A 13,153-nucleotide genomic window follows, 5' to 3' on the forward strand; every position below is an offset into this window, starting at 1 on the left:
ACCCTGCATTGCGAAGCCGAGGCGCAGATCGGCGGCAAGCTCGCGCAGCTCGGCTCGCGGTTGATCGATTCGACGTCGCGAAAGCTCGCGGCGAATTTCTTCGAGAGCTTCGCCGCCGTGATCGCTCCACCCTCCTCACTCGCTAGGCAAGACGCATGGCGCGAATCCCGTGGAGCTGTCGAGTTCTCGCGTGATCTTGCCGGATTCCAGCAGCTCGTTTCAGGCTGCAAGCGGGCGGCAAGATGCGAGTGCCGATAACGATATGCGCGGCGAAAGCCGCCGACGATTTGCACTACTACCTTCCGCCTATACTAAGCGCGAAAAGCCGATGCTGTAATTTGCGCGATGGCTCGCAGGCAAACTGCGCATCGGGAGCGCAATGCGTTCCAGCGCCCAACCGGCGTACACAACAACACCGCGGAGGGAATACATGACCTTTGGAACGAAGGGCTTTTTGGCTGGTATTTCGATGGTTGCGATGCTGGCCGCCGGCACATCAGGCGTCCGTGCCAACGACTCGCTGATCAAGGCGCAATCCGATTCGAACCAGTGGGCCGTTGCCGGCCACGATTACGGCAATACGCGTTACAGCCCGCTCAAGCAGATCAATACCGAGAACGCCGGCAAGCTGACGCTCGCCTATTCGTTCTCGCTGGCGTCGTTGCGCTCGAACGAATCCTCGCCGATCGTCGTCGGCAACACGCTGTACGTCTCGAGCTCATGGGGCCCCAAATACGTCTATGCGCTCGACGCCGCGACCGGCGCGCGCAAATGGACCTGGGAGCCCGAAATTCCCGATGACGTGCTGCAATATGCCTGCTGCGACGTGAACAACCGCGGCGTCTCCTATGCGGACGGAAAGATCTTCGTCGGCCGCCTCGACGGCAAGCTGACGGCGCTCGATGCCGCGACCGGCAAGGCGCTGTGGACGACGAAGGTCGTCGATTACAAGCAGGGTTCGGTCATCACCTCGCCGCCGCTGGTGGTGCGCGACAAGGTCATTACCGGTTTCGGTGGCGGCGAGTACGGCGTGCGCGGTTCGCTCCAGGCCTTCGACATCAACAGCGGCAAGCAATTGTGGCAGACCTTTACGGTTCCCAGCCCGGATGAGCCCGGCGGCGACACCTGGAAAGGCGATTCCGCCCAGCATGGCGGCGGGGCGGCCTGGCTGGTCGGCTCCTACGATCCCAAGAGCGACACCGTCTATTGGGGCACCAGCAATCCTGGTCCGTGGAACACCGGCGTACGTTCGACCGGCGACGGCAATTTCGGCAAGCTGACCAACCTCTACACCGCCTCGACGCTCGCGCTCGATCCCAACACCGGCAAGATCAAGTGGCATATCCAGACCACGCCGGCCGATGCCTGGGACTATGACGGCGTCAACGAAGCCGTGCTCGCGGATCTGAAGATCGGCGGCAGCACGGTGCCGGCGCTGATGAAGGCGGATCGCAACGGCTACTTCTTCGTAGCCAACCGTGAGACCGGCAAGGTGGTCTCGGCGGAGAAATACGTCTTCTCCAACTGGGCGAAGAAGTGGGACGTCAACACCATGCGGGCGGTCGAAGATCCGGACAAGCGTCCGGGGCCGGGCCATCCCGCCAAGGACATCTGTCCGAACCTGATTGGCGGCAAGAACTGGCAGCCGATGTCGTTCAATCCGCAGACCGGGCTCGTCTACATCCCCTCGAACAATGTCTGCATGGACTGGTCGGTTTCCGATGTCGCCTACAAGCGCGGCGTGTTCTATCTCGGCGCCGAATTCCCGACCAAGGAAGGCCCCGGCGGCTTCCTCGGCGAGCTCGTGGCCTGGGATCCCATCGCCCAGAAGAAGGTCTGGTCGATCAAGGAAGACCTGCCGTTCAACGGCGGCACGCTGACCACCGGCGGCGGCCTCGTGTTCGCCGGTAACATCCATGGTGACTTCCGCGCCATCGATGCGAAGTCCGGCAAGGTGCTGTGGAGCAAGAATCTCGGCTCCGGTATCGGCGCGGGCCCGGTGACCTACAGCGTCGACGGCAAGCAATACGTCGCCATCGTCGTCGGCCGCACGGCTGCATTGCCCGCGTTCCTGGGCGAGGTTGGGAAGAAGATGACGGCCGCAGCCCCCGAGGGCGGTTCGCTCTTCGTGTTCTCCGTCCAGTGACGACTCGCGCGCGTATCCCAGACGGGATACGCGCGCGCTTTCTCGACATCGCGCGGCGATGGCATAGGCCAGATCTCGGGCCAGATCTCGGATCAGATCCTGTGCCGCCACGCCTGGTCCAACAATTCCCACCTGCCGGAGATGAGGATGCGTCCGATCAATCCAGGAAACGGCAAGAGCCGCCATCGCACCATCGCGGGACTGTTCGCATGGGCTGCCGCGTCTGCGCTGATTGCACCGGCCGCAACCGCTCACGCGGACGAGGCGAAGCCGTTCCGTCTCTGCGCCGATCCGACCAATCTGCCGTTCTCGAGCGATGATCCGTCGCGGCCGGGCTTCTATGTCGAGATTGGCCAGGCGCTGGCGCAGGCGCTCGGCCAACCGATCACTTACGATTGGTACAAATCCTATTTCGGCAAGCGCACCGTGCGGGTCACGCTGCTGGGCAAGCAATGCGACGCCATGATCGGCTTGCCGCGCTCCGAGGATTTCATGGGACCTGCCGTGATCTTCTCCAGCACCTTTGCGAAGGAAGGCTACGCCCTGGTCGCGGCGAAAGGTCAGGCGATCGGCGGCGTGGACGACCTCAGGGGCAAGCGCGTCGCTGTCCAGTACGCCAGCACACCACAAAACCTCCTTGCGACACGTGACGACATCCAGAAGGTGACCGTGCTCTCGCCCGAGGAGGCCATGCAGGCGCTCGATCAGGGCAGGGCCGACGTCGCCTTCATCTGGGGGCCCGTCGCCGGCTGGTTGAACATGACCGCCTATCATGACCGCTATCAAATCCGGCTCACCGAAGGCGAAGGCCTGTCATGGGATGCCGCCATCGGCTTCGCGAAGGGTTCGACCGAGCTGCGCGATCGCGTCGATGCGATCCTGCCGACGCTTCAGACGACAATCGCCGATCTCGCGGTGAAATACGGCTTGCCGGCCGGACAGCCTGTCCGCTTTGGCGCAGCCCAGGCTGTGCCGGCGGGAACCACGACAGGGGCGGGCCCCGGGCCGAGCGTGAGGCAGGTCGCAAATGTGGTGGCAACCGAGATCAAGGGCGATGCGTCTACGCCGAATGCGGAGACCATCGGCGCGGGCAAGGAGATCTTCAACGGAACCTGCGCGCATTGCCACGGCCCAGACGCCATCCAGAGCGAACGGAAGATCGATCTGCGGCTCTTGCGTCACCGCTACGGCGACGACATGCGCGACACGTTCTGGAAGACCGTGCACGAGGGGCGCCCCGCCAAGGGCATGCCGGCCTGGAAGGAGGTCTACACCGACGACCAGTTCGACAGCATTTATTCCTTCCTGCTGACGGTCCAGGTCGAATCGAACGACTGAACGGCCTTGACCGGACGGGATCGGGAAGATGTGGTAGCGTCCATCATGCACCTTTCCGACGCCGGACCGGCGCAGGATGGGTGCGCTGCCGCCGCTCGTGCGGTGGATCCTTTGGAAGGCGCCATGGCCAGCTTCCTGATCATCGACGATCATCCGCTGTTTCGCGAAGCTCTCGGCAATGCAGTGCGGCTCGCCTTGCCGGAGGCCCGCATCCTGGAGGCGATGTCGATCGAGGACGCCCTGCACATCCTGTCGGCCGAGCAGGGGATCGACCTCGCGCTGCTCGATCTGTCGCTGCCGGATGCGACCGGCTTCTCCGGCTTTCTCCGCTTGCGCGAAACCTATCCGCGCCTGCCGGTCGCCATCGTATCGAGCGAGGAGGACCAGCATGTGGTCCGCGAAGCGCTGGCGCTCGGCGCGGCCGGCTATCTCCCGAAGTCGACGTCGAAGCGCGAGCTGGCCCAGTCGATCGAGGGCGTGCTTTCCGGATCGGTATCGGTGCCCCGGGATTTCGTGCCGACGCCGCCGCGGCGAAAAGCCGAGACCAGCAAGGCCCTCGTGGTCAAGCTCCGCGAGCTCACGCCGCAGCAGCTTCGGGTGCTGGACCTGCTTCGCCGCGGTTATCCGAACCGGCAGATCGCGCAAGAGCTACAGCTCGCCGAATCCACGGTGAAAGCGCACATCACCGAGATCCTGCGCAAGCTCGGACTGTTCAGCCGCAACAAGGCGATCATCGAAATCGGCAAGATGGACCTGCCCGATCCCAGGAGTCGGCCCTATGCGAGGGTCGATCGCGGGAGACCGCAATGATCCGCGCCGCCGTTCTTGACCTGGATCAACCCGGCGCGGGCTGGCTGATACATGCTCGGTTCAAGCTCGAACCCGGCAACGATTTGGGAATGGCTCACGCGTGATGCGATTTCTGATTGTCGAAGACCATCCGTTATTTCGCGAGGCGCTCGAAGGCGCGCTGCAGATGGTGGCGCCCGGGGCCGAGATCCTGCAGGCGACGTCGATCGACGGCGCGCTCGAACAGCTGTCCGCGGGTGCCGAGCTCGATCTCCTCCTCCTCGATCTGTCGATGCCGGGCACGACCGGCCTCTCGGGCATCATTCGTATCCGCAAGGCATTCCCGAAGGTTCCCGTCGTCATCGTGTCGGGTCATCAGGATCCACGCATCATCTCCGGCGCCTTGTCGCTCGGGGTGGCCGGCTACATCTTCAAATCCTCGTCCAAGCAGGAGCTTGCCCAGTCGATCGGCGAGGCGCTGCAGGGTCTCGTCTGTATTCCCGACGCCTATCGCGCACTCCGGCCGCGGCGGGCCCCAAGTCCTGCACATGATCTGCTGAAACGGCTGGATGACCTGACGCCGCAGCAATTGCGGGTCCTCGACATGCTCAAGCGCGGCCTGCAGAACAAGCAGATCGCCTATGAGCTGAAGATTTCCGAGACTACCGTGAAGGTCCATGTCTCGGACATCCTGCGCAAGCTGAACGTGCTGAGCCGCACCAAGGCGATCGTCGAAATGTCGCAGATCGATTTCGCGACGCTGGCAGGCGAGGGCACTACGCCGAGGCGCGAGCGTGCCCAACCGGATCAGCAGTGACGCGAATTTCTTCCGTCCCGCCCCGCCGATTGGCGGCCGTGCTGTCGATGACTTTGCTTAAGAATCAATGTCTTGGCGGACCGCTACTGTGCATGGGGTTGTTTTTCGATATTTTGTGTGACCGTCGCACCAGCTAGCTCAGCAGGAACGACAGCAGCGCGCGCATCTCGGCAGGCTTGACCGGCTTCTTCAACACTTCGAGGCCGGAGAGGCTCGCTTGCTTGGCGGCCTTCTCGGAATAGTCGGCGGTGATGATCATCGCGGGCACGTCGAGCTTCAGTTGCTGCCGGATGTCGGCTATCGCCGACAATCCGCTTTCGCCGTGATCGAGATGAAGATCGGCGATGACCGCGTCGGGCGCGCCGCCCAGCTCGCTGAGACGCAGCAGCGCTTCCGCAGTCGATCGCGTGGTCGCGACATCGCAGCCCCAGCCTTCCAACAAGGCGGCCATGGCCTCCGAGCCGGATGGATCGTTCTCGACCAGCAGGATCTTGGCGCCTTCGAGGCCACCATACTGACGTTCGGTGAGCTTGGTCTCGTGCACCTCGTCGCTGACCTCGGCAAGATCGGCCGGCTCGAGCTCCAGGACGAACGTCGATCCTTTGCCGACCTGCGACGACAGCTGCACCGCATGTCCGAGCACCGTCGCGAAGCGGCGAACGATGGAGAGTCCGAGCCCGAACCCGGCCTGGTCGGTTGCGCTGGCCTCACCGCGCTGGAATTCGCGAAAGATTGCCTCCTGTTGCGCCTGCGCAATTCCCGGTCCGGTATCGGAGACCTGGACGCAGATGCGGTTGTTCCGGCGCCTGCATCCCATCACGACGCCGCCGCTGCGGGTGTAGCGGATGGCATTGGCAAGCAGATTTTGCAGGATGCGCCGGAGCATCATCACGTCCGACGATACCGCGAGCGGCGAGTTGCGGATGCGCAAGGTCAGGCCCTGCCGTGCCGCGATCGGCGCGAATTCGTTGCGGAGCTGCTCGAACAGCGGCGCCAGCGCCAACGGACGCACGTCGGGCCTGAGCGCGCCGGCGTCGAGCTTGGCGATCTCCAGCAACGACCGCAACAGGTCCTCCAGCGTCACCAGCGAGCGGTCGACCTGGTCGATCAGCAGGCCCGCCTCCTGCGTCTCCATCATCTCGGCCAGCGCCGAGAGCGTCAGGCGCGCCGCGTTCAGCGGCTGCAACAGGTCGTGGGTGACCGAGATCAGAACCGACGATTTGAGCGAGCTTGCGGCCTCGGCCTGCTGCTTGGCGCGATACAGACCCTCATTGGCGCGTTCGATCGAATGCAGCGCCTCGCGCAACTGGTGCGTTCGGTCTCGAACCTGGCGGTCGAGCGCGATGGCTGTCTCGAACAACGAGAAGGCATTGAGCTGCTGGTCCATCGAGCGCTCGACGCGGGACATCAGCGCGGCATTGATCTTCTTCAGCTTCGCGGTTTCCCGCTGCAGCTGCTCGACCGTTTCGGCATCCTGCCATAGCCCGGTCACGAGGAGCGCCTGCCGATGGCGACGCCCGTGAACGTCTGGTTCACATGCATCGAGCCGAACTGTTCGCCGTAGGTATGAAAACCGACCACGCGGTTCTGGCGGTAGAGCTCGGACATGTCGCGGGCGAGCTGGTGCTGCTCGGCGTCGAGCCGGCGCAGCAGGCACTCGAAACCGATATAGAGCGAGACCTCGCCGATCTGGTCGCGCGTTTCCGCGAAGGCCTCGCGCGTCGTGCCGACGAGGCTGCGCGACGTCGCCGCCGTCAGCACCATGCCCTCGTCGATGGCGCAAAAGAAGTGCAGCGAGCCGTCCGGTTCGACGCGCTGGATCGACCGGGCGTAGTAGGAGCCGCCGACGCGGACCAGAACCGGATGCGAGGCGAACGAGAACGGATCGAGCTTGGCGTCCATGATCCCGACGACGCGGGAATATTCCTGGGCCGCGGGCTCGGCGTTCAGCTCCCTGACCGTCCGATTCTCGATGTCGGCCTCGGTGACCACCATCTTCTGCGGCCGCGGTTCGAAATTGTCACATTTGAATACCCGGAAGGGCAGCGACGTGCTCAAGACGACCAGGAGAGCGGCATTCGTGTACGCCTTGCCGTCGAGGAACACCCAGGTCCTCTCGAAGCGCATCCCGTCGCCCGCAGATCCACCGACGATCGGAATGTCGTCCAGCGAGGCATAGATCGCAGACATCACCGCTTCTTCCCGGCGGCACAGGCCGTCGATCAGGACCAGGCCGAACGGATTTCCGCGCTCGACCTGGGAGGACACCCGCAACAGCTCCTGCCGAAGCTCGGCGCCGATCCTGCGGCCGTCCTCGACGTGAAAACTGTCGAGATTGAGGATGGGGCGCACCACGGCCGAGAAGTCGGCTCGGCTGAATGCGAGAGCGACGACGCTGTTCTCGTCCCAGCCGTCGGGGGCAAGCTCGCCGGCAGTGGTGCAACCGCAGACCGGGACTCCGTCAAATTGTCGGCTGATCTCGGCGATGAATTGGTGCGGATCGTAGCTCGGGGAGACGAAGAGCAGAATGAGCGCCAGCTCGTCGGAGGGGAGCTGGCCGGCGAGGTCGGCAACGGCTTGCTCGGCGCCCGCGGCCTTCGACTTCGCGACAGCAACGCCAGACGCGCCGCCAAACCGAAAGTCGGTTTGCCCCACTCCGTTTCTCCCCTCGAGGACCCGCTCGGTCTAATGCCAAGTGCCTGACAAGTGTCCAAAGAGTATGGCCTTTTTCGCCCGGTCGCAACTCGGCGGCCAGGTCCGCGGGGCGCGTGTTCCGCACCAAGCCGCCGTTGCGGAGGAGGGGCGGACGAATTTACCGCCCCTTGACGATTCTGCCCTAATTTTCATCGCCGGTCCGGAAGGGGCTGCTTCCTGGCCGCGTTGCACTTGCAAGAACAGATGTTGGGGGTTGGAATGTCCGGGCGTACCGCAGCGCCGTCGAAGCGCACACTATTTCCGACCCTCAGGTTTCGTACCAAGATCATTCTGGGCTTCGCCGCAGTGCTGGTGATTTCCGCCGGCAGCATGGCCTTCTCCTATTTCGGCTTCGAGCGGGTTTCCTCCGGGGTCGGGTCCTACCGCACCAGCGTTTCCGAGGCCGACCTTGCTCGCAACATCGACCGCGAGTTGCTCGCCTATCGTTCGGCCGCCCGCTACTTTGTCGTGACCGGCAAGGAGGACGACGCCAAGGCGGCGCTGGAGGCGGAAGCCAGCCTGAAGAGCGCGATCGACCAAGCCATCAAGAGCGCCAAGAAGCCGGCGAGGCAGGAGGGCCTCAACAAGCTCGCCAAGGAGTTTTCCAACTTCTCCGCGACCTTTGCCAAGATTTTGCAGGCCAAGCGCGACAGCGCGCTGCTGGTCCAGAACCAGCTCCAGCGCAACGCCAATCTCCTGAAATACAAGCTCGACGACATCGGCAACAACGCCTCCGACGCGGAAGCGCAGGCGATCGAGTTCGGCACCAAGCAGGTCAATGCCCAGTTCCAGACCGCAAGTTCTGCCGCGAGCAATTTCATCCTCAATTCCGACCAGGCGGTCGCGGCAAGCGCGCTGGCGCGGCTGAAGTTCGTCGATAACTCGCTCGGTGCGGTCTATTCCATGGACGACAAGATCGTCGCCGGGTTGAAGGACGCCAAGGCGCTGCTGGGAGCCTATCGGCAAGCGCTGGAGAAGCTGATCGCCAACGCCAAGATGATCGATGACCTCGTGACCGAAATGAGCGGCTCGGCCGGGGCGATCCTTCAGGGCGCCACCGCCATGAAGGCGGACCTCGTCGCCGAACAGCAGCGGCTGGATGCGCAGTCGGAAGCGACCATCGGACAGACCGAGCAACTGGTGCTGATCCTCGCCGTCGGCGGCACGCTGCTCGGTGCGGTCCTCGCCTTCCTGCTCGGGACCGGCATGTCGCGTCCGATGATCGCGATGTGCAAGGCGATGCGGGAGCTGGCCTCGGGCAATTTCGACGTGGTGCTGCCGGGACTTGGCCGCAAGGACGAGATCGGCGAGATGGCCGGCGCGGTCGAGGAGTTCAAGGTTCAGGCGGTGGCCAAGGCCGAGCGCGATGCCGCTGCCAGCGAAGTCCAGAACCGGGAGCAGGCGGCAAGCCGGCGCGCCGAGCTGATCCGCTTTGCCGACGATTTCGAGAGCGCGGTCGGCGCCATCGTCTCCAACGTCTCGGCGTCCGCCGTGCAGCTGGAATCGGCGGCCTCCACGCTGACCCGCACCGCCGAGACCACGCAGAGCCTGTCGAGCCAGGTCGCCGGCGTCTCCGAGCAGGCCTCCTCCAACATGCAGTCGGTCGCGACCGCGACCGAAGAGCTGTCGGCCTCGGTCGAGGAGATCGGCCGCCAGGTCCGCGACTCCAGCCGCATTGCCGAGGCCGCCGTGGTGCAGGCCAAGGAGACCGACGGCCGCATCGGCAAACTGTCGCATGCCGCCCAGCAGATCGGCGAAGTGGTCAAGCTGATCACGGCGATCGCCGAGCAGACCAATCTTCTGGCGCTCAACGCCACCATCGAGGCGGCGCGCGCCGGTGAAGCCGGCCGCGGCTTTGCGGTGGTTGCGAGCGAGGTGAAGTCGCTGGCGAGCCAGACGGCGAAGGCGACGGATGAAATCTCCTCGCATATTACCGGCATGCAGGGCGCCACGGCCGAATCGGTCGCCGCGATCAAGGAGATCGGCGCGACCATCGGCCAGATCTCGTCGATCTCGACCTCGATCGCGAGCGCCGTCGAGCAGCAGGGTGCGGCAACGCAGGAGATCGCCCGCAGCGTCCAGACCGTCGCCCAGGGCACCCAGACCGCGGCCACCGATATCGGCGAGGTCAACCGCGGCGCTGCCGAAACCGGTTCGGCCTCGGAAGAGGTGCTGAACTCGGCCAAGACGCTGTCGAGCGAAAGCACCCGCCTGCGCGCCGAGCTCGACCGCTTCATGGCGAATATCCGGGCGGCGTAAGGCCCTGCAGTCGCACCACCCTCGGCTGTCGTCCCGGACAAGCGCGCCCTCAAGCGCGCGCCGATCCGGGACCCATAACCACCGAATTGCGTTGCTGCACGAGCTGGCAACTCCGAGTCGTCGCAAAACGATTGCTGCGGAGTATGGGTCCCGGATCGGCGCTACGCTCCTGACAACGCTGCGCGTTGTCGGGAGCTACGCTTGTCCGGGACGACAGCGGAGGATTTGCGCGCCGGCCTTTTGTCGCGGCGCGAGAAAGCCCGCCTTAAGAATTCCCCGCGTCACCTCACCGCCAGTTGCGGTGCCACAAATTTACCACAGCTTATCCTTTGCCCCGTAACGTGCCGCGGAGTCGGGAAGCGGGCTGCTTCCGGCTGCGCCTGGTTTTCCGCGAATGGAATGGGGTGGGGGAATGTCGGTCAAGTCGAAGTCGCAGCAATCGAAGCTGCCAACGCTACGGTTTCGCGCAAAAATCATCCTTGGCTTCGTGGCGGTGCTCGCCATCCTCGCCGTCAGCATGGCTTTCGCCTATTTCGGCTTCGAGCGGATCCAGGCCGCCGTGGGCTCCTACCGCGCAAGCGTCTCGGAAGCCGATCTCGCGCGGACCGTCGACCGCGAGCTGATCGCCTATCAGGGGTTGGCGCGGGCCTACACGCTGACGGGTGCGGCGGATGACGAGACCGCGGCCAAGGCCGCCGAAGAGAATCTGAGGAGCGCGATCGGCAAGTCGATGTCTGCCACGACCGGGGCCGCCCGCCGTGAGCAGGTCGGCAAGCTCGAGGCCGAATTCCAGCGCTTCACGAAGGTGTTCGGTGAGATCATCACCCTGACCCGCGAGAACAACAAGATCGCGGCCGATGAGCTCAACAGCGTCGGCAACAAGATCCGCTTCAAGTTCGACGATCTCGCCGACACGGCTGCGCTGGCGGGGCTTGCATCGGTCCAGACCACGGCCAAGGACGTCACCTCGCAATATCTGGCGGTTTCCACCTCGGTCAGCGCCTTCGTCGCCAAGCCAGAGCCGAAGACCGCCGATGGCGTGATCGCCCGCATCAAGTTTCTGGAGACCTTGCTGGTCTCGATCTACGCGAACGACCAGAAGATCACCGACCGCGTCACCGAGATCGGCAATCTCCTGAAGCAGTACCGCACCTCTTTCGCGAAGCTGACCGAAAACGTGAAGGTCATCGTCAAGCTGAACGGCGAGATGACCAAGACGGCCGCGTCCATCCTCAAGCTCTCGGCCGAGCTGCGTTCGGACCTCACCGCCGACCAGCAGCGCATCGAGGCGAGCGCCAATGCGACCATTGGGGAGACCGAGCGGCTGATGCTGATGATGGCGCTCGGCGGTCTTGCCGTCGGCGCCGTGCTGGCCTGGATGCTCGGCAATGGTATCTCGCGTCCGATGATCGCGATGTGCAAGGCGATGCGGGAGCTGGCCTCGGGCAATTTCGACGTGGTGCTGCCGGGACTTGGCCGCAAGGACGAGATCGGCGAGATGGCCGGCGCGGTCGAGGAGTTCAAGGTTCAGGCGGTGGCCAAGGCCGAGCGCGATGCCGCTGCCAGCGAAGTCCAGAACCGGGAGCAGGCGGCAAGCCGGCGCGCCGAGCTGATCCGCTTTGCCGACGATTTCGAGAGCGCGGTCGGCGCCATCGTCTCCAACGTCTCGGCGTCCGCCGTGCAGCTGGAATCGGCGGCCTCCACGCTGACCCGCACCGCCGAGACCACGCAGAGCCTGTCGAGCCAGGTTGCCGGCGTCTCCGAGCAGGCGTCCTCCAACATGCAGTCGGTGGCGACCGCGACCGAAGAGCTGTCGGCCTCGGTCGAGGAGATCGGCCGCCAGGTCCGCGATTCCAGCCGCATCGCCGAGGCCGCCGTGGTGCAGGCCAAGGAGACCGACGGCCGCATCGGCAAACTGTCGCATGCCGCCCAGCAGATCGGCGAAGTGGTCAAGCTGATCACGGCGATCGCCGAGCAGACCAATCTTCTGGCGCTCAACGCCACCATCGAGGCGGCGCGCGCCGGTGAAGCCGGCCGCGGCTTTGCGGTGGTTGCGAGCGAGGTGAAGTCGCTGGCGAGCCAGACGGCGAAGGCGACGGATGAAATCTCCTCGCATATTACCGGCATGCAGGGCGCCACGGCCGAATCGGTCGCCGCGATCAAGGAGATCGGCGCGACCATCGGCCAGATCTCGTCGATCTCGACCTCGATCGCGAGCGCCGTCGAGCAGCAGGGTGCGGCAACGCAGGAGATCGCCCGCAGCGTCCAGACCGTCGCCCAGGGCACCCAGACCGCGGCCACCGATATCGGCGAGGTCAACCGCGGCGCTGCCGAAACCGGTTCGGCCTCGGAAGAGGTGCTGAACTCGGCCAAGACGCTGTCGAGCGAAAGCACCCGCCTGCGCGCCGAGCTCGACCGCTTCATGGCGAATATCCGGGCGGCGTAAGGCCCTGCAGTCGCACCACCCTCGGCTGTCGTCCCGGACAAGCGCGCCCTCAAGCGCGCGCCGATCCGGGACCCATAACCACCGAATTGCGTTGCTGCACGAGCTGGCAACTCCGAGTCGTCGCAAAACGATTGCTGCGGAGTATGGGTCCCGGATCTGCGCTCCGCTCCGGACAACGCTTCGCGTTGCCGGAGCTCCGCTTGTCCGGGACGACAGCGGAAATTTGAATCTCACTCCCGCCCGAACGCCCGCTTCAGCTCCACCTTCGCGCGCTCCAGTCGCGTGCGCTGCGTCTTCGGCAGCGTCTTGCCGGCGCGGTTGATGTAGAACGTCAGCATCGACAGCGCGGAGCGATAGGCACCTGCCTTGCGGCGCGAGCTGTGCTCGGCCGAGCGCTTCAGGGAGCCCGCGATTTTCTTGGGGTCCTTGAGCTTGAACACACCGCGCTTGAGATCGAGTGCGTCGCTCTCCTTCGTCACACGCTGCGACCATCGCTTCGGTGCTGCGCGTCGGCTTGACCTCTTGCGTGTCGTGCTGGCCTTGCGGCGCGCGGTGTTGCGCGCGCCTGTCTTCCGTGAATGTGTCGTCTTTCTGACCTGAGCCATGCGTCAACTCCTTGCAGCTCCATCGAAAACGGATGTTCTCGGCAGCTGTTCCTATGGGA

General features: G+C 64.6%; 10 protein-coding genes. 7 read left to right on the plus strand and 3 right to left on the minus strand.

All coding sequences use genetic code 11. The annotated features are described in order from the left end of the window. Positions 1-27: 27 nt before the first annotated feature. The 5 genes from ACR9YP_RS06830 to ACR9YP_RS06850 all read left to right on the plus strand — a co-directional run bounded on the left by ACR9YP_RS06830 (position 28) and on the right by ACR9YP_RS06850 (position 5,090). The gene (locus ACR9YP_RS06830) at positions 28-258 is read left to right on the plus strand and encodes a hypothetical protein (RefSeq protein ID WP_474221001.1); all 231 of its coding nucleotides are present in this window, start codon (positions 28-30) and stop codon (positions 256-258) included. Positions 259-430: 172 nt separating this feature from the next. Continuing rightward, positions 431-2,146: a PQQ-dependent methanol/ethanol family dehydrogenase gene (locus ACR9YP_RS06835; protein ID WP_474219254.1), complete on the plus strand. Its 1,716-nt coding sequence runs from the start codon at positions 431-433 to the stop codon at positions 2,144-2,146. A gap of 147 nt (positions 2,147-2,293) precedes the next feature. Beyond that, positions 2,294-3,484, plus strand: a complete 1,191-nt coding sequence (locus tag ACR9YP_RS06840; RefSeq protein ID WP_438103520.1) for a c-type cytochrome — start codon at positions 2,294-2,296, stop codon at positions 3,482-3,484. A gap of 123 nt (positions 3,485-3,607) precedes the next feature. Further along, a complete protein-coding gene (locus ACR9YP_RS06845) occupies positions 3,608-4,294 on the plus strand; it encodes a response regulator (RefSeq protein ID WP_091896604.1) in 687 nt (228 codons plus the stop codon). 103 nt (positions 4,295-4,397) lie between these two features. Continuing rightward, a complete protein-coding gene (locus ACR9YP_RS06850) occupies positions 4,398-5,090 on the plus strand; it encodes a response regulator (RefSeq protein WP_438103519.1) in 693 nt (230 codons plus the stop codon). A gap of 133 nt (positions 5,091-5,223) precedes the next feature. Here ACR9YP_RS06850 and ACR9YP_RS06855 read toward each other — a convergent pair whose 3' ends face one another. Together ACR9YP_RS06855 and ACR9YP_RS06860 are read right to left on the minus strand one after the other, a co-directional pair. Next, complete coding sequence (locus tag ACR9YP_RS06855; protein WP_438103518.1) at positions 5,224-6,582, minus strand: hybrid sensor histidine kinase/response regulator; 1,359 nt, start codon at positions 6,580-6,582, stop codon at positions 5,224-5,226. Beyond that, a complete protein-coding gene (locus ACR9YP_RS06860) occupies positions 6,579-7,745 on the minus strand; it encodes an FIST N-terminal domain-containing protein (RefSeq protein ID WP_438103517.1) in 1,167 nt (388 codons plus the stop codon). Before ACR9YP_RS06860 ends, ACR9YP_RS06855 begins: the two co-directional genes overlap by 4 nt. Before the next feature lie 258 nt (positions 7,746-8,003). Between ACR9YP_RS06860 and ACR9YP_RS06865 the strand changes: the two genes are divergently transcribed. Both ACR9YP_RS06865 and ACR9YP_RS06870 read left to right on the plus strand, forming a co-directional pair. Next, entirely contained in the window at positions 8,004-10,043 is a 2,040-nt protein-coding gene (locus tag ACR9YP_RS06865) for a methyl-accepting chemotaxis protein (protein WP_474219255.1), read from the plus strand. Positions 10,044-10,455: 412 nt separating this feature from the next. Beyond that, entirely contained in the window at positions 10,456-12,489 is a 2,034-nt protein-coding gene (locus ACR9YP_RS06870; RefSeq protein ID WP_438103516.1) for a methyl-accepting chemotaxis protein, read from the plus strand. Positions 12,490-12,719: 230 nt separating this feature from the next. On the opposite strand, the gene ACR9YP_RS06875 is transcribed toward ACR9YP_RS06870, so the two are convergent. Next, positions 12,720-13,094, minus strand: coding sequence for a DUF3175 domain-containing protein (locus tag ACR9YP_RS06875; RefSeq protein WP_128940947.1), 375 nt, complete (start codon positions 13,092-13,094; stop codon positions 12,720-12,722). Between the last annotated feature and the right edge of the window lie 59 nt (positions 13,095-13,153).

This window comes from Bradyrhizobium sp. BR14999 (genome assembly GCF_056106085.1).